This is a genomic window from Arthrobacter sp. 05L421, from assembly GCF_056397785.1.
On the sequence record NZ_JBFTOC010000017.1, the window covers coordinates 1 to 20,810 of the forward strand.

Here is a 20,810-nt window from a genome sequence, read left to right on the forward strand (position 1 = left end):
TGGCGGACAGGTCCACCACCTGGCCCTGGCCGTCCGCCAGTGCCGTGATGAGCCCCCGGGGGAGCTCGCCGCCCAGGCTTTCGTGGGATTCCGCGGGGGCCACGAGCAGGAATTCTGCCGGGCCCAGCCACAGCACCGCGGTGTCGCCGGTACCCCGGATGTCTCCTGACTTGGGTGGCAGGCCTCCGGTCACGGAGGAGATTCGCATTCCTGCTTCGGTCTGCGGGTCAACCCTGACACCGACCATCGTCAGGAACGGCACCTCCCGAAGCTCAACGGCGCCGGCCGCCGAGCCGGAGACGAACGCTTCCGACAGGTGCGATGCGGGGCTTTGCCTGGCATTACGGATCTGGTTTGAGTTTTCGAATGCTGGTGTATCAGCCATCTTTGCGTGTCCCTTCTGCGTCGAAAAGTACGGTTCGGCAACAACCACGTCCACACCTCGGCATGGACGCAGGCTAACTGAATAGGGTGAAGTCCAAAAGGACCGGAGACCTCGTGCGGGCAGGGTATCCGCGAATCAGAGTCCGGTGACTGTAGGGATTTAATGTCATCCGCCCGGCGAGAACTCTCTGGGGGCCAGGAGTTGTCGCCGGGCGGATGGTATTTGTGGTGCTGTTCGGACCTGTCAGTCCATCCGGACCTTGCTGGGGTCGACGTTCCGGGCGGCGAAGATCAGCAGTCCGGAGGCCAGGATGGGGATCACTCCCCACCAGAGGGTGGCGTTGATCCAGCCGGCGCCGGCGGCGAGGGTGGCGGTGATCAACAGTCCGCCGATGATCGCCCCGACCTGGCCTGAGGCATTGATAAGGGAGCTGCCCGTTGCCCGGGTATGGACGGGGAAGCTCTCGCCGGTGAAGAACAGTAGGGCGGAGAAGGGGCCGATGAGGAAGAACAGCCCGGCGCTGTAGAGACCGATGATGAGCGGGAAGCTCCCGTTCGGTGCCTGGAGCATGGTGAAGAAGGAGACGGCACACAGGATCCAGCCGATCCCGATCGCGTTGCGGCGCCCGATCCGGTCGCCGAGCCAGCCGTGGCAAAGGTAGCCGGCGAAGGCCGTGGCATTGGAGATGATAAGGACCAGCAACGCGTTGTCGAACTCGATGTTCTTACCGTCCGGTGCGGTAAGCAGCGACGTGCCAAGAATCGCGAATGCAAGGACTCCGAGCCAGTTCAGGAGGAAGGCTCCGCCGATCGTCAGGGTGGACCGCAGCGACTCCCCACGGAAGACCGAGACGAGCGGACTGGCCTTCTCCGTGACGTCGATTCCGTATTTGCTTCCGAGCTGCTGGGCCTCATCGACCCTGCCGTCCTTGATCATCTTGTCGATCTGGTGACGGTGGGCGAATTGGGGGCTCTCCTTGAGCCAGCGTCCGGCGATGACGATGAAGACGGCGGGAAGGGCGGCAACGGCGAAGCAGAGCGCCCACCCGCCGATGGGGAACAGCAGGTAGACGGACCCGGCAGCCAGGACGGAGCCGACCGGCCAGCCTGACTGGACGAGTGAGTAGATGAGACCGCGGCGGCGGGCCTTGGCGGGATCGCTGTTGTGGGCAAACATCTCGTTGAGGTAAGCCGCGTTGATGGCTTGCTCGGCGTAGCCGAGGCCGGCCAGTGAACGCACGAGGACCAGGAAGACGAGTCCCAAGCCGGCAGCGAGGCCCGCAACCCAGCCGACAGTGGCGGTCAGCAGGGAGGCGACGGCGGCACCGACGACGGCGATCAGGATGCCCTTGCGGCGGCCGATCCGGTCGACGATCGGGCCGATCCCGAAGGCCACGAGTGCAGTGCCGGCGGTCACCCAGGTATTGATCCCCGTGGACTGGGCAGCGCTCAAGCCTAGGTCTGAGGCCAGCTTCGGCAGGAGGTTGCCGAACAGGACGAAGTCATAGACGGCGAAGGTCCAGGCGAAGAAGCAAATCCAGGTGGCCAGCCGGACGTCCTTGGGCCTGACATCAGACTCGACAAATTGAAAGGTTGGGGCAGTGGTCATAACGGTTCCTAATTCACGGGGATGGGGGGATGTGATGAGGATGTGATGGGTGCGGAACGAAGGGGGCGGCCTGGAGGCCAGCGTCAATAACTGGCTCCAGGCCGCCCCCTTTTACTGCTGCGCTTGGCTCAGGTTGCCGAACTGAGCTCGGAGACCAGGACCTCGCGGCGTTCGGCGGTGGCCTCCAGGTCGACCGTGAGCTGGGCGTTGACCTCCTTGAGGACCACGCCGTAGTCGCGGGCGGCCGCCTCGGCGGTCGTGAAGCCGTCCAGCACGTCCTCGAGGACCTTCAGCGGGTCCCGCTTGTGCGGATCGCCGAAGCCGCCACCGCTGGGCACGGTGATCTGCAGGGAGTCACCGGCCAGCAGTTGACGTCCGGTGACCTTGGACGGCCAGGACTCCTCGCCCGCCCGGCCGACGTTTTTCACGAGCGAGCCGTTGAGGCCCTCATGGCCGCCGAAGGCGCCCCATGGCACGTCCGACTCGTGGCGTTCACCCTCGCAGGTGATCGCGGTGTCGGTCAGGAAGGTGTTCTCCCGGACGATGCCAATGCCGCCGCGGAACTCTCCGGCCGCTGCGGGCTCCTCGCGCAGTTCGTAGCGGTCGGTGCGCATCGGGAACCGCCACTCGAGCTCCTCGATTGGGTTGTTGCGGGTGTTGGCAATGAGGTTGTCCACGGAGTCCGGACCGTCGCTGGTGGCGCGGCCGCCGTAGGAGCCCTCGTTGACCTCGAGGTAGACCCAGTACTCGCCCTGCTTCTCGTCCCATCCTGAGTAGGAGATGAAGTGGATGTGGGCGGAGTTGCCGGCGGTGACGCGTTCGGGGATAACGGGGGCGAGGGCCCGCAGGGCCAGGTCGACGGCGCGCTGGACCTGGGAGAACCGCGAGAAGGTCGCCGCCGGGTACGTCGGGTTGAAGATGGTGCCTTCCGGGGCGATCACCTTCAGCGGCTTGAGCATGCCCTCGTTCTGGGGCACGAACACGGGGAAGGCGACCTCGTCCAGGAACATCATCCGGGTGATGAACGTGAACGCCGAGACCGTCGTGCCCTCGAAGGCGCAGTTGTAGGCAGTCGGTACCTGTTCGGAGGACCCGGTGAGGTCATAGGTGATCTCGTCACCCTCGACGATCACCTTCACGACGATCGGCAGCTTCTTGCCGTAGTTGCGGCCGTCGTCGTCCAGGTAGCCGACCTCGGTCTCGTAGACGCCGTCGGGGATCTTGGCGATCTCCTGGCGCAGCATCCGCTCCGAGTAGTCGATCCAGCTCTGGCCGGCTTCGCGGACCGCGCCGAAGCCGTACCGCTCGATGAGGGCGATGTAGCGGGTCTTGGCCAGCTCGCAGGCGGCGATCATGGCCTGGAAGTCGCCCTCGTTTGAGGTGGGTGTCCGGGTGTTGTTGAGGATGTGCCGGATCAGCGATTCCTGGCGGACGCCCTTCTCGGAGATCTTCACCGCACGGAAGATGGTGCCCTCGGACTGGATGTCCTGGATGTCCACCATCAGCCCGGAGTACGCGCCGCCGTTGTCGATCAGCTGGCCCGAGGCGCCGGCGAAGCCGACGAGTTCCCCGTCGTGGAAGATCGGTTCGATGATCGCGACGTCGGGAGAGTGCGTGGCGCCCAGATACGGATCGTTGTGCAGGATGACGTCACCGTCGTGGATGTCGTCACCGAGGACCGAGATCACGCCCTTGACGATCTTGGGCATGGAGCCCATGAACATCGGCGTGGAGTCGGACTCGGCCAGCACGTTGCCGTCCTTGTCGAACAGGCCTGCGCCGAGGTCTTCGGACTCGCGGATGATCGAGGAGTAAGCCATGCGGAACAGCACCGAGGCCATTTCCTTCGCCGCGGAGTTCAGGGCGCCGCCGATCACGCGCATCAGGATCGGGGTGGCCAGTTTCTCGGCGCTCTGGGTGGCGGCCGGGCAGTCGATGACGAGGTTGCCAGCTGCGTCCACCGTTCCGGAGAATCCCGGAGGAATAACTGTCGTGGAGTCGTACTGCTCGATGATGGCGGGGCCGGCGAAGGTGATTCCCACGCCCATCCTGTCGCGGTCATAGAAGCCGGTGTCCAGGGTGACCGGCTTGCCATCCTGTTCGAAGGTCACCGGGCGGGTTTCGACCAGGGCGTCCTTGAGGGAACCGGATTTCGTCGCTTCCGGCGTGGGCAGATCATCCATCACCGCGCTGGCCTCAACACGGATGTTGATGACCTCCACGGTGCCGTTCTTGAAGCGGTGGCCGTACTCCTCAAAGTGGGCGTCGTGGAAGGCTGCCTCGGCCTTTTCCAACCAGACCTGAGTGACCGGTCCGGCGGGGGCATTGAAGCGGATCTCGTATCCCTGGCCCTCGTAGCGCGCGTCGGCGAGCCATTCAAGCTTGCGCCGTTCGGCCGGGACGTCCTCGGCATCGAGCTGTGCGTTGGCGTCACGCTCCAACTGCTCGTAGGAGGCCTGGATGGCGGCAGAATCGGCGCTGGCGAAGGTGAACCGCCTGGTGGCGACGAACTCGTATTTCTCGTCAGTGGCCAGCAGACCGGTGGCGGCGATGATGCCGGGGTGGGCCGGGATCAGCACCTTCGGGACCTCCAGTTCAGCGGCGATCTCGCAGGCGAACAGTGCGCCGGCACCGCCGGCGGCGACGAGGGTGAAGTCGCGAGGATCGTAGCCGCGGCGTACGGAGTTCTGTTCAATCGCCTGGGTCATGCCGAACTTCTGGATCTGCAGCGCGCCGAGGGCTGCCTGGTCCACGGACATGTTGAGTTTTTCCGCGAGACCTTCCATGGCCTTTCGGGCGCCATCGAGATCCAGATCCATGCCTGAGCCTGCTAGGACGCGGTCAGGACGCATGCGGCCCAGCAGCATCTGGGCATCGGTCGATGTCGGCTCCGTCCCGCCGCGGCCATAGCAGACCGGGCCCGGGACGGCGCCGGCAGACTGCGGACCGACGCGGAAGACCCCGCCGGCGTCGACGTAAGCGATGGAGCCGCCGCCTGCGCCGATGGTGTCGATGTCCACCATCGGAACCATGGCCTGGTGATCGCCGATCTTGGTGTCCAGCAGGTGGCGCATGCGCAGTTCACCCTGGTAGGCCACACCGATGTCCGCTGAGGTCCCCCCAATGTCCAGAGTGACCACGTTCTCGAAGCCGGACTGACGACCGGCCCACATGCCGCCAATCAGGCCGCCGACCGGCCCGGACATCATCAGTGTGACGGGCCGCTTGGCGGCCTCCTTGATCGGGACCATACCGCCGGAGGACTGCATCAGCAGGATCTCCCGCTTGTAACCCAATCCTTCTGCCTGCTCCTGCAGGCGGTAGAGGTAACGGGAGACCCGGGGCCCGACATAGGCATTCAGCGCCGTGGTGGAAAACCGCTCATACTCCCGGTACAGGGGCACGATCTCGCTGGACAGGGACAGGTAAGCCTCGGGGAACTCCTCCGAGACGATCTGCCCGATCCGCTGCTCGTGGGCGGGGTTCAGGTAGGAGTGCAGCAGGCAGACGGCAATTGCCTCGACACCGGCCGCCTTCAGCTCGCGTACGCGCTCACGGACCTCATCTTCGTCCAGGGGAACCAGGACCTCGCCGTTGGGTGCCGTGATGCGCTCCTTGACCGTGAGCCGATGGCGGCGTTTGATCAGGGGCTTGGTCTGCCACGGCAGCTCCTGCTGCAGTGAGAAGTTGTACGGCTTCTTGTGACGGGCGATGTGCAGGATGTCCCGGAAACCCTCGGTAGTGATCATCCCGACCTCCGCACCGGTGTGCGTCAGTGCGGTGTTCGTAGCCACCGTGGTCCCGTGCACCAGCTGGTCGATCTCCGCAAGCGAGACACCGGCCTTCTCACAGAGCTTCTTGATGCCGGAGATAACGGCTTCGGACGGATCGTGCGGGGTGGACGGGACTTTCTCCACAACGGCGATGTGCTGGGCGTCGTCTGAAAAATACAAGTCGGTGAAGGTGCCGCCGACGTCTACTCCGATGCGCTTCATACTGGGGTCCTTTCGGAAGTGAGGCTCAGGACTGCGTTGAAGGGGAAAGCCTGCGTGGGCCTCTCGGCCATTAGCCAGCCCCGGGTTGGAGTCCACTGGGGTTAGACCGCAAATCTATGTGTTATGGGTCACAAAGTTGCTTACTAAGCAATGTAGTTCCCGTGGGAGCAACATGCAATGGCTGGCGGCTATTAATTTTTTCGGGCGCCCCCTTCGCCTGCAGGCCGGATGCTGCGAGTGGTCAACGGTTGACCCCCACTCGCTTTTGGATAAATCGCCTTGCTCCGAGTTCATGCTTTTCGGAAGACGTCAGCCCTGGATCCCTTGGCCGGCGCGCGTCTGGAAGCGAATTCCGGCGAATCTCAGAAGGGGGGTTGTGCGTTGCGCAAACAGCAACTACTGTGATGGCACAGCAACAAACTGCGGACAGGCAAAGCCCGGTCCCCGAGAGAGTGGAGACACCCATGACAACAGAGACGTTCAACGACATCGAAGCCCGTCTTGCAGCAGTGCTGGCGGAGGCGTTCGAAGCAGGCACGGACATCTACAACGAGCGAGGCTTCAAGCGTCGGATCGGCTACGGCAACCGCCCCGCCGTCATCCACATCGACCTCGCGAACGCTTGGACCCGTCCGGGCCACCCATTCAGCTGCCCGGGCATGGAGACGATCATCCCGAACGTCCAGCGGATCAACGAGGCCGCTCGCGCCAAGGGTGTCCCGGTCTTCTACACCACGAACGTGTATCGCAACCGCGACGCCACCTCCGGGACGAACGACATGGGTCTGTGGTACTCGAAGATCCCCACGGAGACCCTTCCGGCGGATTCCTACTGGGCGCAGATCGACGACCGCATTGCGCCCGCGGAGGGCGAGGTCGTGATCGAGAAGAAACGCGCCTCGGCGTTCCCTGGGACGAACCTCGAGCTCTTCCTGACCTCCAACCGCATCGACACCCTGATCGTGACCGGTGCGACCGCGGCCGGGTGCGTGCGCCACACCGTCGAGGACGCGATCGCGAAAGGCTTCCGCCCAATCATCCCCCGGGAGACCATCGGCGACCGCGTCCCGGGCGTCGTGCAGTGGAACCTCTATGACATCGACAACAAGTTCGGCGACGTGGAGTCCACGGATTCGGTGGTGGCGTACCTGAACGCCCTCCCGAATTTCGCGGACACGGTCCCGAAGACCCTCTCGGATCCCCAGCCCGAGGTGGCGACCCCCGCAGATCCGGCCTGAGCCGCACCGAACTCTCGGAGCCCCGCGGCCCGGCATCCCCAGGCCGACCCGACGACAGCCGGCACCCGTCAGCGGGTGCCGGCTGTCGTCGGGTCGGGCTGCGCTGCGGTGATGAGTGCGTTTCTGGAACACCGCAGTCGCCAAGGATCCCGCTATGCCGATCCACCACCCAAAGCCGTGAGGAGCAGATACGAGACCAGATCGTCCATCAGAGGGGCTCCTCCGCCGTGGACGTCGAGCAGCTGGAGAACCTGCCCGACTTCGCCGACACCGTTCCGACCTCGGCGATCCCGGTCAAGACCCCCGTGGGCTAAGCGGATCCTTTCACCACGGCGCGGTCCCGGATCTCCTGGGCCGCGCCGCGGCGTGCCCGCAGCCGGTGGTGGCCCGGCCTCCGGCCAGAGGTGGAATGGGCATCGTACGATAACTGCTACGGGTGACTGCACTAGCGCCCGAAGAGGGAGAATCATGCTGGACCCACAAACCACCACCACCGACAAACCGCAAGGGGCGGCAGCATCGCTGCTCAACGGTCTTACGGTCCTCGAAGCCTTCTCCGTCGCCAAGCGATCCCTCCTGGGCGTCACGGAGATCTCCGAACTCGTCGGCCTGCACAAAAGCACAGTCTCCCGGATGCTCGCCGGCCTGGACGAAGCCGGATACGTGCAGCGCGACGAAGACACCGGGCGATACCGCCTCGGACTCGGGATGATCAGCCTGGCCGGACCGCTGCTCGCCGAACTCGGCGTCCGCCGTGTAGCCCTGCCCCACCTCGAAGAACTCACCGAAGCCACCGGCGAGACGGCCGCGATCGCCGTCTGGAATGGCACCAACGCGATCGTCGTGGAACAGACGGCCAGCCCCCACCAGGTCAAGCACACCGCGGCGATCGGCACGCGCTATAACAAGTTCGCCAGCTCCTCAGTCCGCGTGTTCCTCGCCGAACTCCCGCCCGAGGAGACGGATCGCCTCCTGGCCGGCCGGATAGTGCTGCAAGATGGCTACCGGGGACTCTCGGACCCTGCCCACGAACAACTGGCCGAGGTCCGGCACCTCGGCTTTGCCGTCAACGACGGCGAAACCACTTACGAGGAATACGGTGTCTCCGCACCCGTGCGGGACTACCGGGGCGCAGTCGTCGGCTGCATCACAGCCAGCGCGCCCCGGGCCCGGGTTCAGCACCAGCAGAGTCAGTCCATCCTGCGCGAAGCCGTGCAACAGGCCGCCGAACGCGTATCGACACGGCTGGGCAGCCGAGCGGGGGAAACAGCTCCAGTGCGCTGACCGCCACCATCGCGCCCCCCGCGGGAAAGCAAACCCCGCCATTGACTCCAGCAGCTCAGGTCGCAGCCGCCCAGCCCAAGCGGGTGGATACTTCCGCGGCAGCCTGTTGTACGGCTTGAACCAGAGCATCCTTGGTGGCGTGCTTGTGCACACGGGAACGGGGCGCGGATGCAGTGATGCACCCGACCACCTTGCCCCGGTAATCCCGGACCGGAGCGGAGACCCCAAACTCCTCCTCCGTAGTCGAACCGTCGTTAACGGCGTATGCCTGACGGGCGACTTCCTGCAGGTGGGCGGTGTGGTCCAACGGCAACCCATCTCCTGCCGTGCGTAGTATCTGCCCGGATCCGATCAGTTCGGTCGCGAGAGCCGGCGCCAGCTCCGCCAGGAAAACCCGCACCGAAGAGCTCTCGAATTTGTTGTACCGGGTTCCGATGGTGGCGGTGTGTTTGACCTGATACGGGCTGGCAACCTGCTCCACGACGATGGCCTCATGACCATTCCAGACCGAGATTGCGCTGGTCTCTTGGGTGCTTTCGGTCAACTGCTCCAAATACGGAAGCGCAGCACGGCGGACATCCAGGTCCGCCAGCAAGGGGCCGGACAACGCAAGGAGACCCAGTCCAAGCCGATACCGTCCCGTCTCCTCATCCCGCTGGACATATCCAGCTTCCGCCAGACCGCCAAGAATGCGTGAAACCGTACTCTTGTGGAGGCCAACGCGCTGAGCAACCTCAGTCACACCAAGAACCGGATTTTGAACGGTAAAGGCTTCCAGTACAGCAAGACCGTTCAACAGCGAGGCCGCAGCTCCTTGGACCTGCCCGTTGTCCTGCCTCGGTCTGCCTGCCATCTGCATCCTTCCCCGTAGCGTGACCACCCCCCGCTCTTTGGGCCATCATATGCCGCGGTCCGGGATGTTGCGGCCAGTACTGCGCCGCCGGCGTCGTGGCCCAGGAGCCCGACCCGCTGGACACCGGCCGGGAAACACATGTGCCGAAAAATTCGCCGCTGGCCCTACCTCACCCTGCTAATCCTAAGGTTTGATCACCACGGGCAGCCAGAGCGAACTGCCGAGCGGTACAGGGCAGTTGTTCTCCGCGACCATAGTCCGGCCAGAACTCCAGTCGCATCATGATTGGAGTATCCCCCGATGACGAGTCGAGACGGCCAGTTGAACAGGCGGAAGGCGAAGGGCTTTTCCCGGGCCGGGCCGGGCTGGGCACCGCGGCGCCGGTGACTTTCCGTGGAGTATCCGGTGTGCTGCTGTTTCATACCGGCGGTGCTGGTTCGTCGGGCTGGCCGGGCCAGACGCGTTCCGCAAGCGAGAGGACCGGTAATAGGGCCGGATTGTCCGAGGCCCCACGCCAAGCCATCCGCAGATAGATCGGCAGGGTCTCGTCGAGCACGCGCAGGAAGTGCACATGCGGGTCAGCGAGTTGGAAATCGGCGAAAGGTCGATTGCCCGCGAAACCAACGCTACCCGCCATGTGCCCGGGGCCGGCGGCATCCTCGGCCAGATAGAGACTATCGGATGGACCCTTGAGCACGTCGGGTACGTGTTTGTTCGGACAGGCTCAAACGGTAAGGACATGGGTGGCGCGTCCATGTTTACGGTCCCGAAGGGCGAGGTGGCCTGGATCTACTTGTTTCGCAGGGCCGTGGCATAACAGCGGCGTGCCTTGGTCATGCTCCCTACAATCAAACCCCTTTTAATAAGCCTGCTCGGCGCGTTAATAAGCCTGCTCGGCGCGCCCGGGAGATCAGGTGTCCCGGCGCTTCACGGTCACGAGCGCGCCGGCCAGGAACACAGCCGCCCAGGCGAGGACGACGAGGCCGCCCTGGGCCTGGGTCAGATGGTCCTGCGCGGTGCGGCTTGCGACCATGTCGGTACCGGCGGACGTCGGCAGGTAGAGCCCGAGATCCCTGAAGGATTCGTTCACGCCGGAAAGAATCGCCACGATGATCGGAAGGACGATGAGCACTCCCAGCGTGGTTACGATGCCGCCGGCGCTATTGCGCAGCAGTGTCCCGATAGCCAGACCGAGGACGGCGACCAAGGCAAGGTAGGCGCCGGTGCAGACAATGCCCCGGATCACCCCGTCAGCAATGAGCGGGTAGCTCAGCCCATGGGGCTCCAGGAGCGGCTGGGCGATGGCGTACGAGACGAGTGCCGCGGCGACGCCAACGACAAAGGAGGTTCCGGCGACTACGAGCGTCTTGGCCAGAACCGCGGTGATCCGGCGAGGCACCGCGGTGAAGGTCGTGGTGATCATGCGGGTGCCGTATTCGGATCCGATCTGCATGACGGCAAGGGAGGCAATCAGGAACTGGCCGATGACAATGCCGTTGAACGCCACGCCGCGGGCCATCACGCCGAACTCCTCCACAGTGCCCAGTTGGGCTTCGCTGCCCGCAGGGTCGGTGCCGTAGGCGATGTAACCAGCGGCCATGTCGACCACGGACAGGGTGCTGAGCAGGCTGATTCCGACCATGCCCAGGAACGCGATGGTGAGGATGATGTAGCTGGAGCGCAGGGAGGTCAGTTTGAGCCATTCGGCGTGCACGGACCGAAGGAAGGTCAGCCCTATCCCGTTGTCCTGGCGGACGGCGGCCGCAGCGCGGCGACTGGTGAATGCGGTGGTCATCGGGTTACCTCTCCTGCCCCGGCCAGTGCACCGGAGCGGTATTCAACATCATCTCGGGTCAATTCCATGTACGCCTCTTCGAGCGAGGCCCGGACCGGCGTCAGCTCGTGAATCAAGGCGGCGTGCTCCCGGGCAATCCAGGCGATCTGGCGTGGCTCGGCGCCGGCGACTTCCAGCAGCCCCGGCTCCAGTTCGCGGAAGGTGATCCCGGCGGCGGCCAGACCGGTTTGGAGCTGGCCCGCCTGGTCGCTGCGGACCAGTGTCCGGTCCTGCCCGTTGGCGAGGATCTGTGCGACAGGAGCATCGGCGATGATCCGGCCGCGGCCGATGACGATCAGGTGGTCGGCGGTCTGAGACATCTCGCTCATCAGGTGCGAGGACAGGAACACGGCCCGGCCTTCGGAGGCGAGGTGACGGGACAGTGTGCGTACCCACTGGACACCCTCGGGGTCGAGTCCGTTCACCGGCTCGTCGAAGATCACGGTTCTTGGGTCGCCCAGCAGAGCAGCGGCGATACCGAGCCGTTGGCCCATGCCGAGGGAGAAGCCCTTGACGCGCTTCCGGGCGGTATCGGTGATTCCGGTCATCGCCATGACCTCATCGACCCGGCTGCGGCGGATGCCGTGCGTGGCGGCCAGGACCGACAGGTGCTTGACAGCGCTGCGGGCCGGGTGGAGCGCCTTGGCGTCCAGGAGTGCGCCGACCTCTTTCAACGGTGCCGCGTGCTCTGCGTACGGGCGGCCGTTGACGAGGACCCGGCCCGAGGTTGGTCGGTCCAATCCCAGGATCAGGCGCATGGTCGTGGACTTGCCTGCGCCGTTAGGGCCCAGGAAGCCGGTGACCTGCCCGGGCTGGACGGTGAACGTCACGCCATCAACAGCGGTGCGCTTTCCGTAGGTCTTGGTCAGGCCGTATGCCTCGATCATGGTCCAGCTTTCTTCTCGGAGAGTGTGGTGCCGTCAATGCATGAGGACCAGCCCACAACTCACCGCCCCCACCCCAGTATTCATGCGTAGGTGCAGGTCAGGAAGGAATCCGCCCCTCGCAGCGTGTCGGCGTGGACTGCCGTCGGAGACAGAACGATCCACGGCTGGCCGGAGAGAGATTTCCTGCTCTGCACATATGAAGCTCAGAGCGTTCGTTTAAGTCACCGTCCTGCCTTCACACTGGGCCGGAAGTCACGGATCGAAGATTGCACCGGGCTTCAAACTCCGGCCTGTTATGGGGCATTCTGCGCACGCTGTGGAGCAGAGACCTCGCCCAGAAAGAGAACACCGGGTTGCCACACGGCGGCCCGGTATTCGGCAGCCCACAGAACCTGCTGGTGAACCGGCTATGGGATCAGCCGTCACCTCGCCGCGGCTGATCCCCTCGCTACCCCTTTGGTWCGGCCAGYGTYGCTGCCCAGCGCTGTCCCACAGCCGAGTCGATSGCYACCGAATAGGAYTTCAGRTGRCTGACCTCGAATTGRTTTTCSGAAGGAACAATRTCGCTTTGATTGCAGGGCAGCGGGAACTTGCCTACGCCATCGACGTTTATGAGTACTTCCCCCGGGCCGAAGCACGTCAAATAAACCTTGATGAACTTCGATTCCACGCTGAATTGACCAAGGCTCATCGTTGCAATCTGGTTGTCCAGCGAAGCGATCACTTTTTCGCCACTGGGAACGTGATGGCTCACGATCGCAGGAGACGTTACGGACTCCGCCGGGGTGCTCACCGGATCTGCCGTAGCAGTGGCAGTACCGGGAGGCAGCGGCGGCACCGCGTCGCAGCCCACAAGGGCAACGCACACTGCAGCAAGCGCGGTACCGGCCAGCCTCATCCCGGACGACATGTCAGCCATTCCACGTCTTCCATCCGATGCTCGTGGGAGCATCCAGCGTCCCCGTCCCAATGGTCGAACTAACGCAGTTGGTGTTGTACTTCCAGGTGCGGATGTTCACCTTCCACTTGCTCGTTCCGATTTGCGCGTAGCCGGTCACCCTGGCCGGCACAGTGTATTGGACCGACATTTGGGTCGTATAGGAAACGCTGGCCGTGATGCTGCCAGACACTTGCGCCTTAGCGGTAGCGATTCCACCGCTCACGCCGCCTTCAACGTAGCCGCCCACTGTCGCTCCTATTGAGCCAGACACGGTGTTCATAAACGTGACCGTGTTCGCATAGCTCGTTCCGTTAATGGAGTGGTAAACCGGGCCGATGGGCTGATAGTAGTTTTGCTTGGACGTGACCGACTTGTAGACCGTCGAGCTGTCACACAGCCCCTGGGGACTAACCACGCCGCCGGTGTCCGGCGCAGCCTGAGCTGGCGAGGCAAGTGTCAACAGCCCGGTTACGAGAATGCCTGCTAGTGATGCACCAAGAATCTTCTTCATTTGAATCCCCCAATTCAGTACTTCGCTAGCTGACATCAGGGCGCACAGCGAAGTGAAGTGAATTAGTCCCCCAATGACCGCTGGGCTGAAGCGTTGCTGCCCCGACCAGCCAGTGGCCCGACTCTATGGGATCGCGGGTTCCAGGGGCAATATGTATAACAAATTGAATTACAACATTCTGGTAAAGACATTCAGGCTTGCACCCACGTCAGAAAAGGATTCTGTCCTGCACGGTTCCCCTTCGGCATCCTCGGCGCGTGGCAGGACAGACCGGCCGTGGCATGCGTGGTGTACCGCCGAACCATCGACCCCACGATGCCCCTTGGGTACCGCATTCACGGGCGACAACGCGCCAGTCCGGCTGCGCCTCAGAACGGGCGCGCGTGTCACTCCAGGAGAACGGGCGCGCGTGTCACTCCAGATCGGAACCACCCGGGAACCGCAGTCCGAACACGGCGGCTCAACGTGAGCGGGAATCTGCGCTTTATTCATATTTCCCCCAACGAATCTCAATGCTTAGAGGCTAAGTCAAAACCGTGGTGGATTCCGGATTCCTGCCCTTTGCTTTGTTGTGGCACTTCACCGGCGCAGTACAGTCCCGGCTGATCGGCGCGTGGCAATGATGGAAGTCGCCGTCGACGCGTCTGGATAGGGCAGGCTACATGGGCGGAACGAGCCTGAAAGCGTAGCGGGTCTCCGCCCCATCGCCGGGCTTCATCGTGAAATCTACTCTGTCAGTGCCCGCTTCCAGGTGTACTGTCCTTCTGAAGATGTCCCCATTGCAACGGACCTGCACCGGGGCGACGACTTCGGCACCGGACCAGCTGGCCACCGACAGTTCGGTCCCGGACGGTCCTTCACACAAGAACTGCAATTCGTAAGTGCCGGATTTGGCGGACATCCCGTAGCTGGTAGGCGAATTCGCAGCAGCGAAGCCGGCATTCTCACCCGGCACTGCGGGTTTCAGCTGCTTTGATGACCACTCGCCCATGTCCTCTTGCGCTGAAGCCAAGGGGTCAGTGTTGAGCCCTACGGCAACCCCGGCGGCTGAGGACCTGCCGGTCGACGGGATCGCGCTGATCGTGATGGGACCGCCCGCGTGCCTCAGGAACCGCTGGAATGTGGCGTCGCAGGCAACGTCTGTTGACTCCGGAAGGCCATCGCCCTCAATGATCGTCAGCTTGGCGAAGTAGCCGCCGGCACACGCGGCCCTGACGACATAGTCCCCGGGAGCAAGTACAGTGGCCAGTTTCCCGGCAGGCTCTGCTTCCGTTGGCATACCAGCGTCCGTTACGGATGCACCAAGCAAACGGGCCACGTCACCAACGTTTTCCTCAACTGACCTAGGCGGCACCGTTGCCCCTTCGGACGATGAACTAACTGGCTGCTCAGGCGGATCACTGTACGCACAACCCGCCAGCGCAAGCACGAGTCCGGCCAAAACAAGCAGTACTCGTCCGCGCTGAGTCTTCATCCCCCAATGAGCTGACATGCTTTGAGCCTACAACCCCGCAACTGGGTGACTGCAGGACGGGCCCATCGGAAGCTGCCGCGAGCATACTCGTCGTCGGCAACTAGCGACAGAGACGGATCCCAGAACGCCGCCACAAAGCGCGGAAGTCCACAACGTGACCGACAAACGGCATTCCGAGCCCCAACTACAAGCGCCAACGGCCTGTTTGCGAAGCCGCCCCGGAATGGCCCCGGAGCACGTCAGTATGCGTCGTTTTTGACACAAGTTTTGGACAGACATAGCGGCGTTTTTGGTCGCTCCGTGTCGCAACAGTGCCCGTAAGGCGAGCACCTATTCCCAATACATCGCAGCCGCACGTGAGCAGAGGCGCATCTCATGACCGCCGACACGAAACGCCGAGGCTAGTCGACGCACCGGATCGCGTCGCAGACGTTCACGGCTGGGCGTGACGCTCCAACGCCTCCAGAGTCGTCTCGGGTGATGTGTTGAAGCAGAAGGTGATTCCGGGCGATTCCGCATTGCACACGTTGATGATCCGTTCGAAGAGCTCGGTGTACTCCGGGATCATCCTGATGCCGCCCCCAATCATCACGAGGCCGAAACGATCACGACCGAACGCCGAGCGAATCTCTGCTTCGGCCTCGTCCGGGGAGGTGCCGATCAGGCAGTTGACGGCGTCGAAGCCGGCGGCCGTAGTGGCCCCGAACCCCGCTTCGATCCGTTCGGTCATCGTGGCCTCGTCGAGGCCAGGAGGCAGCTTGCTATAGTCGAGGGCTCGCGCGTGGATGCCGATCATGAGGATTCGAGTCATGGGCCTCATTGTGGCATGCACGCCTCACCAACGAATTAGCCAAACCGCACCACCAATCAGGCGGGCCCGCTGGATCCTTGCTCGACCCGCCCCGCCCCGCCCCAGATGAGCTGTTCCTGTAGTGCAGAGGACTCCTGACGTTCCGTGCAGACGACTTCGGAAAATGACATCGGTGGGCCGGCCCCAGGTTGCGACCGCCCGTTAGACGGTCCCCCACCGCGACGCCATCCGCACTCACTGGCGCTGCGAGAAATCCGAAACAGATACAGGAAACCTGGATTCGCGTGCACCCCGCCCGCAAAACTGTCCCGCTCAGGGTGGACAATCGCAACAGTTGAACCCCTGTCCGCGAAGATCATTGGGCTACAACCGGGTCTCCAGGAACGAAAGGACCCTACAGCGCAGCGCAATGCGCTTATCGGCTGGGTGTCCCCCGAGGGCCCGATCTATTTCGACAATGGCCGACCGACAGGAAAAGAAACGGCCAGGACCAAGCGAAAGCCGTGGCGGCTGTCCGAGCCGGAGACGCGCCTTGTCGACACCAAACCCGATCGGTTCGCCAAGTCCCTGCCCGATGCTCGCGAACATCGCCGAGGTCACGACGAAAATTTCCCAGGAGTTCCGGCTCCCGACCGGGATGACCATCAGGAATTGATCCCCAGTCTCAGCAGGTCATGCAGTTCCAAGCGCACCCGGCCATGAAGGAATACACAGCAACACCGCTGTCCAAGCCAAGAGAAGGAGCCGCCAGACCAGCCGCCACCAACAAAAATGGGCCCCCGCAGGGGCCCATAAAAGGAGACTTGTACACACTCAGCGGCCCACAAGCCCCTGAACAGGGAAAACACGTGCCCGAGGTGGGACTCGAACTGCATTCCAAACCCTGCAAACACTGGGAACTCCCGGAAACATGCGGAATCCGGCCCAGTCCGGCCCCAGCACGACCCGATCCGAAGCCCCAAGTGTGCACTTTGTACACACCCCCAAAGTGGCCATTCTGAGCTCGCCAAAAGACCGCGTTCCCCGCTGAGGGAACGCGGTTCTTCTTCGTCCTGGGACTACGGACGGGTCCGCCCCTTCCTATGTTTTGGGTTGCGCCGTCTGCAAGAGACGAAGCGCACATTCGCCGGGAATCCCAAACAACAAAAAACACCTTCATGATGGCGAAACCTCCTTCGCCCATCTCATGAACTGTTCGGCAAACACACGCATGAACGGATAACAGAGCCGTTTCAAGCTTCCCCGCCGTCATTGTGAGCGGCCGGCCACCCCGCCGGCCGCGGGCCCACGCCGCGGCCAGTCCGGCCTTTGTCCTTTCGGACAACCTGGAACGTTCGTACTCTGCCAAGGAAGCGAACATGTCAAAGATGATGAGCTTGCCGTGCGCTGGAGGTATCCACGGCTCGGCCAGGGACCGGAACCCTGTCCCCCGGCTGCCCCAGCACCGTCACAATATTCGCCAGATCCGCCGTACTCCGGCCCAGCCTGGTGAGGTCGGCGACCAGGAGGACATTGCCTGGCTGCAGATAGTCCAGGCACTCCATCCACCTTGCCCGGGCCTGCGTCGCCCTCGGAAGCGTATTCCCGGAACACGCGGACCGCGCCGGCCGACGCCAGCGCATCAAAATTGGGAATCCAAAGACTGCCTCCAAGTGCTGACCCTCGCATAGCCGATCACGTTGCCCGACACGTCAAAAACCCTCCAGGTAACGTTTTGACCTGTTTTCTTTTCGGAAACCTGTGACTTTCGGCGGTAAGTGGCGGCGGTCTCACAGCGTTATTTGGCGCATGGTGCGGTCCGCAAGGGGATCCCTTACGGCCGCCGCCACGATGCTCGCTGGGGTTCGGCTTGCGGGAATGATGAAGAACGGGACAGGCAACTTACTCTGCGCTCAAATGCAAAACTAGGGATATGAGCATCAGCAGTGATATTCCGCCCTGGCCGTCGGCGGACCCGGAACATGGCCGTATCCGGCTGCGCACGTTCGCGGACCTGGACGCGGGGATGGCGATGGACCTTTCCCAAGATCCGTATGTACCCACGGTGGGAAGCCTTCAGGCGCATGCCACTCACGACCAGGCCGTGGCGTGGATTGAGCGACAGCGACGGCGCCACATCGAAGGGACCGGATTTTCCTTCTCGATAGCCGACCTCGAAACTGACCGCTCCATGGGAAACATCGGACTCTGGATCAGGGAATTGGACACGGGCCGCGCTCAGGTTGGGTATGCCGTTGCCCCGAACGAGAGGGGCCACGGCATTGCATCCGATGCCCTTTGTGCCCTCACCACCTTTGCCTGGACGATCGCGCATCTGCACCGTCTGGAGTTGTATATCGAGCCGTGGAACACAGCTTCTATCCGCACCGCCGAACGTGCCGGCTACGAACGTGAGGGACTGCTTCGCAGTCACCAAGAGATCGCCGGAAAGCGCTGTGACATGTTCCTCTACGCCGCAATCCGCGAGAGCCCTCTCCGGTAGGGATCCGCTAGGGAACACTGGCCGGACGGACCACGATCCGGCCTTCCGCATCGATGAACCGGTCATTGAGCTTGAACAACTCAGTCGGCTCTCTGAAAACCGTGGAGACATCGGCCTTCGAATATTCCTCTTCACTCGCCACCAGTTTGAGGGCGTTCAGGCGAACAACACCCATCGATATCTGCGCCAAGGTGCGGGTGTGGAAGGCATCCGGGAAGTCCTGATTTCCGGGATGTTTGATGGAGTTATAGTTCTTCGCGATAGCTCTGGCTAGGCCAATCTCAGACGCCGCAATGCTGTCCCAGTTGAGGCCAAGGGCTTTGATGCCACGATAGATGTAAGTCGCAGTGACTGGCCGGTTCCTCTGGTACGTAGCTGCTTCGCCTTCAGCTGACGTGACAATGCCTTTCGCGAAGGCTTCAAGACTCATGGCGGCATTGATTGCTACGTTCTCCACAACCAGGTTGCGTACTCGGAGTACCCCTACCACCGGCAAGAGAAACCTTGCCCAACTGTCGTAGCTTTCCCCCCATTTGGTGAGCGTTGCCGGGCTCAAGGTCGGCATTGAAATCAAGGGGAATCGAAGGTCTTCCTTCGAAGGCCTTTCCACGGCGTACTCACGAACTGTCTGGCGGCTGATCAACTCAACGTATTGATTGCCGAGCACCGTTCCCTCAATCGTTTGGAGGCTGAAGCGGGAGTCCTGGATCTGATGGTTGCGGAAGGAGATGGGTGCCCCGAATATCACTGACAGGAACGCGACGAATTTCCGCTGTTCAGATAGATGATCTCTGAAAGGACGAGGTTTGCTGAACTTGCTCGTGAGCACTCCTCGATCATCCACACGGATGCCCCGCTCGCTGTCACCATCCCATGATGTGGAAATGGTCAAAGTGGCGTCGCCCTGGGTCCAACTGAGCCCGTCGACGCTCTTCACGGTGTACGTGAGCGTGTTCCGAAGATCCATCCCTTGCCCGGTGGAGCTATAGGTGTAAGCGACGGAGCTTAACCGAGACCATTCGATCAGCCCATCGATCTCCGACTTAACCCGGTCAATAAGGAGTGGGTCCTGTAGTTTGCCGCCCCGCGGCTTCATTACCGCCTCTTCAACGTCGATGAGGCCCAGAGCTGTTCCGCTCCCAAGACTTTGTGTATGACCGCTGTAGCGGAGTCCAAACAGGGACATCCGTAGGTCTTTCGATTCGACCAACAGGTTCGTTGGCGGGGTTTCCCCATCGATCCACTCACTGACGGTCTCAAACTGATCGAGTTGAGTTACATAGGGCAGAGCTACACGGACACCGGTGTCCGTGAGAGTTAGCGTTCCGACCACCCAAGGTGTTGCTTCAACGCCATCTACAAAAAGAGCAGGGACGACTGCCCCAAGTTCAAGGTGCTCACTCACTTCTGCCAGCTCTCTCCTCAACGTCGGCCCAGCTCCGATAACATGAAATTGAATGAGCCTCGTGCATCCTGATGGATGCAACGTGTTTATTGGTGGAATAGTATGCGACCGAGGACCCAGGCCAGATCCATTCCAACCTCGGCAAGGTAACAGGTAAAACTCTCTCCCTGCGGACGAAACGCGCCTTTGTTCCTGCCCACAAGCCGTTCCTCCACCGGCCGGTCCTGCGCGGCCCTCAGGTTCAGCGGATCGTCGTCAACTTCCTGCACTGGCAGATTCCCGTATGACCCGCCCGAGAAACTGCCCTAAACGGACGCCACGCAGGCTGCACCGGTTCCAGGGATGTCTTGGAAAACAACAGTTTTTCGAGACACGGCCGTCGTGTCGATGAAGATCGAAGGAAGCGGCGTCCTGCCGGGCCGGCCCGTGTCTTGGAAAGATGTCTCACCGTGGATCGTCTTAGGTGGGTGCTTGATGGGGGTTTCTGAGGCACAATGACCGGGTGAGACAACTTGGGTATACGCGTGTGAGTACGTCGGGCCAGGACGCGAAGCTGCAGCTCGACGCGCTTGTCGATGCCGGGGTGCAGAAGCGTGATGTCTTCGCTGACGTCACGTCCGGGAGCAAGGCAGCCGTTGAGCGTCCGGGGATGAAGAAACTCCTCGCGTATGTGGAGCCGGGTGACACGGTCGTCGTGTGGCGGGTGGACCGGCTTGGCCGGTCCTTGATCGATGTGTTGAACACGGTAAACCTGCTGCGGGAACGTGGTGTGTACCTGAGATCCATTTCGGACGGTATTGACCCCGCAACAACGTCGGGCCGCCTGATGCTGAACATGCTTGCGACTTTGGCCGAGTACGAGCGGGAGCTGATCGTCGAACGCGTGAACGCGGGCATTGCCGCGGCGCGGCAGGGCGGAACCCGGTTCGGCCGGCCGCTCTCCGATCCGGTCGTGATCGCGGACAAGCTTCGGATCGTGAGCGATGCCCGGGCCAAGGGCCGCACCGCCGAAGAAGCCGCCCGGCTCGTCGGGTGGAGCCGGGCAACGCTTTACCGTCACCAGCAGGCCCTCGCCACCCGCGAGAGCACCAAGATGTAGCTGC

The 20,810-nt window shown here is 62.7% G+C and carries 16 protein-coding genes and 1 pseudogene; 5 read left to right on the forward strand and 12 right to left on the reverse strand.

The genetic code is table 11. The features are described from left to right. From AC1DKQ_RS17145 to AC1DKQ_RS17155, 3 genes and pseudogenes are all read right to left on the reverse strand, one after another. Positions 1-385 (reverse strand): annotated as a pseudogene (locus tag AC1DKQ_RS17145) (sarcosine oxidase subunit gamma); the annotation flags it as partial. Positions 386-628: 243 nt separating this feature from the next. After that, entirely contained in the window at positions 629-1,993 is a 1,365-nt protein-coding gene (locus AC1DKQ_RS17150) for an MFS transporter (protein WP_476919640.1), read from the reverse strand. 128 nt (positions 1,994-2,121) lie between these two features. Next, a complete protein-coding gene (locus AC1DKQ_RS17155) occupies positions 2,122-5,988 on the reverse strand; it encodes a hydantoinase B/oxoprolinase family protein (protein ID WP_476919641.1) in 3,867 nt (1,288 codons plus the stop codon). A gap of 464 nt (positions 5,989-6,452) precedes the next feature. Between AC1DKQ_RS17155 and AC1DKQ_RS17160 the strand changes: the two genes are divergently transcribed. Further along, positions 6,453-7,226, forward strand: a complete 774-nt coding sequence (locus tag AC1DKQ_RS17160; protein WP_476919642.1) for an N-carbamoylsarcosine amidohydrolase — start codon at positions 6,453-6,455, stop codon at positions 7,224-7,226. A 468-nt stretch (positions 7,227-7,694) separates the two neighbouring features. Beyond that, a complete protein-coding gene (locus tag AC1DKQ_RS17165) occupies positions 7,695-8,510 on the forward strand; it encodes an IclR family transcriptional regulator (protein ID WP_476919643.1) in 816 nt (271 codons plus the stop codon). A 55-nt stretch (positions 8,511-8,565) separates the two neighbouring features. Here the strand turns inward: AC1DKQ_RS17165 and AC1DKQ_RS17170 are convergent, their stop codons facing one another. Next, positions 8,566-9,306, reverse strand: coding sequence for an IclR family transcriptional regulator (locus tag AC1DKQ_RS17170; RefSeq protein ID WP_476919644.1), 741 nt, complete (start codon positions 9,304-9,306; stop codon positions 8,566-8,568). A 628-nt stretch (positions 9,307-9,934) separates the two neighbouring features. On the opposite strand from AC1DKQ_RS17170, the gene AC1DKQ_RS17175 reads away from it, so the two are divergent. Continuing rightward, positions 9,935-10,180 carry a hypothetical protein gene (locus AC1DKQ_RS17175; protein WP_476919645.1) on the forward strand — a complete coding sequence of 82 codons (246 nt, stop codon included), beginning with the start codon at positions 9,935-9,937 and terminating at the stop codon, positions 10,178-10,180. Positions 10,181-10,273: 93 nt separating this feature from the next. Here the strand turns inward: AC1DKQ_RS17175 and AC1DKQ_RS17180 are convergent, their stop codons facing one another. From AC1DKQ_RS17180 to AC1DKQ_RS17210, 7 genes are all read right to left on the reverse strand, one after another. Then, positions 10,274-11,158 carry an ABC transporter permease gene (locus AC1DKQ_RS17180; RefSeq protein WP_476919646.1) on the reverse strand — a complete coding sequence of 295 codons (885 nt, stop codon included), beginning with the start codon at positions 11,156-11,158 and terminating at the stop codon, positions 10,274-10,276. Next, positions 11,155-12,084, reverse strand: coding sequence for an ABC transporter ATP-binding protein (locus AC1DKQ_RS17185; RefSeq protein ID WP_476919647.1), 930 nt, complete (start codon positions 12,082-12,084; stop codon positions 11,155-11,157). The genes AC1DKQ_RS17180 and AC1DKQ_RS17185 overlap by 4 nt, the downstream gene beginning before the upstream one ends. A gap of 911 nt (positions 12,085-12,995) precedes the next feature. Further along, entirely contained in the window at positions 12,996-13,535 is a 540-nt protein-coding gene (locus tag AC1DKQ_RS17190) for a hypothetical protein (protein WP_476919648.1), read from the reverse strand. 658 nt (positions 13,536-14,193) lie between these two features. Continuing rightward, complete coding sequence (locus AC1DKQ_RS17195; RefSeq protein WP_476919649.1) at positions 14,194-14,814, reverse strand: hypothetical protein; 621 nt, start codon at positions 14,812-14,814, stop codon at positions 14,194-14,196. A gap of 628 nt (positions 14,815-15,442) precedes the next feature. Further along, positions 15,443-15,820: a hypothetical protein gene (locus AC1DKQ_RS17200; RefSeq protein ID WP_476919650.1), complete on the reverse strand. Its 378-nt coding sequence runs from the start codon at positions 15,818-15,820 to the stop codon at positions 15,443-15,445. A gap of 664 nt (positions 15,821-16,484) precedes the next feature. After that, complete coding sequence (locus tag AC1DKQ_RS17205; RefSeq protein WP_476919651.1) at positions 16,485-17,180, reverse strand: hypothetical protein; 696 nt, start codon at positions 17,178-17,180, stop codon at positions 16,485-16,487. A 1-nt stretch (position 17,181) separates the two neighbouring features. Further along, entirely contained in the window at positions 17,182-17,442 is a 261-nt protein-coding gene (locus AC1DKQ_RS17210; protein WP_476919652.1) for a recombinase family protein, read from the reverse strand. 290 nt (positions 17,443-17,732) lie between these two features. On the opposite strand from AC1DKQ_RS17210, the gene AC1DKQ_RS17215 reads away from it, so the two are divergent. Continuing rightward, entirely contained in the window at positions 17,733-18,302 is a 570-nt protein-coding gene (locus tag AC1DKQ_RS17215; protein WP_476919653.1) for a GNAT family N-acetyltransferase, read from the forward strand. Between the two features lie 7 nt (positions 18,303-18,309). On the opposite strand, the gene AC1DKQ_RS17220 is transcribed toward AC1DKQ_RS17215, so the two are convergent. Further along, positions 18,310-19,707: an ApeA N-terminal domain 1-containing protein gene (locus tag AC1DKQ_RS17220; RefSeq protein ID WP_476919654.1), complete on the reverse strand. Its 1,398-nt coding sequence runs from the start codon at positions 19,705-19,707 to the stop codon at positions 18,310-18,312. Positions 19,708-20,209: 502 nt separating this feature from the next. On the opposite strand from AC1DKQ_RS17220, the gene AC1DKQ_RS17225 reads away from it, so the two are divergent. After that, complete coding sequence (locus AC1DKQ_RS17225) at positions 20,210-20,806, forward strand: recombinase family protein (RefSeq protein ID WP_476919655.1); 597 nt, start codon at positions 20,210-20,212, stop codon at positions 20,804-20,806. Positions 20,807-20,810 lie beyond the last annotated feature (4 nt).

Excerpts from the sequence above, each read along its gene's own strand:
- AC1DKQ_RS17150 (WP_476919640.1), bottom strand. The coding sequence starts at position 1,993 with ATGACCACTGCCCCAACCTTTCAATTTGTCGAGTCTGATGTCAGGCCC.
- AC1DKQ_RS17155 (WP_476919641.1), bottom strand. The coding sequence starts at position 5,988 with ATGAAGCGCATCGGAGTAGACGTCGGCGGCACCTTCACCGACTTGTAT.
- AC1DKQ_RS17160 (WP_476919642.1), top strand. The coding sequence starts at position 6,453 with ATGACAACAGAGACGTTCAACGACATCGAAGCCCGTCTTGCAGCAGTG.
- AC1DKQ_RS17165 (WP_476919643.1), top strand. The coding sequence starts at position 7,695 with ATGCTGGACCCACAAACCACCACCACCGACAAACCGCAAGGGGCGGCA.
- AC1DKQ_RS17175 (WP_476919645.1), top strand. The coding sequence starts at position 9,935 with ATGCGGGTCAGCGAGTTGGAAATCGGCGAAAGGTCGATTGCCCGCGAA.
- AC1DKQ_RS17180 (WP_476919646.1), bottom strand. The coding sequence starts at position 11,158 with ATGACCACCGCATTCACCAGTCGCCGCGCTGCGGCCGCCGTCCGCCAG.
- AC1DKQ_RS17185 (WP_476919647.1), bottom strand. The coding sequence starts at position 12,084 with ATGATCGAGGCATACGGCCTGACCAAGACCTACGGAAAGCGCACCGCT.
- AC1DKQ_RS17190 (WP_476919648.1), bottom strand. The coding sequence starts at position 13,535 with ATGAAGAAGATTCTTGGTGCATCACTAGCAGGCATTCTCGTAACCGGG.
- AC1DKQ_RS17195 (WP_476919649.1), bottom strand. The coding sequence starts at position 14,814 with ATGCCAACGGAAGCAGAGCCTGCCGGGAAACTGGCCACTGTACTTGCT.
- AC1DKQ_RS17200 (WP_476919650.1), bottom strand. The coding sequence starts at position 15,820 with ATGACTCGAATCCTCATGATCGGCATCCACGCGCGAGCCCTCGACTAT.
- AC1DKQ_RS17205 (WP_476919651.1), bottom strand. The coding sequence starts at position 17,180 with ATGTTCGCTTCCTTGGCAGAGTACGAACGTTCCAGGTTGTCCGAAAGG.
- AC1DKQ_RS17210 (WP_476919652.1), bottom strand. The coding sequence starts at position 17,442 with ATGCGCTGGCGTCGGCCGGCGCGGTCCGCGTGTTCCGGGAATACGCTT.
- AC1DKQ_RS17215 (WP_476919653.1), top strand. The coding sequence starts at position 17,733 with ATGAGCATCAGCAGTGATATTCCGCCCTGGCCGTCGGCGGACCCGGAA.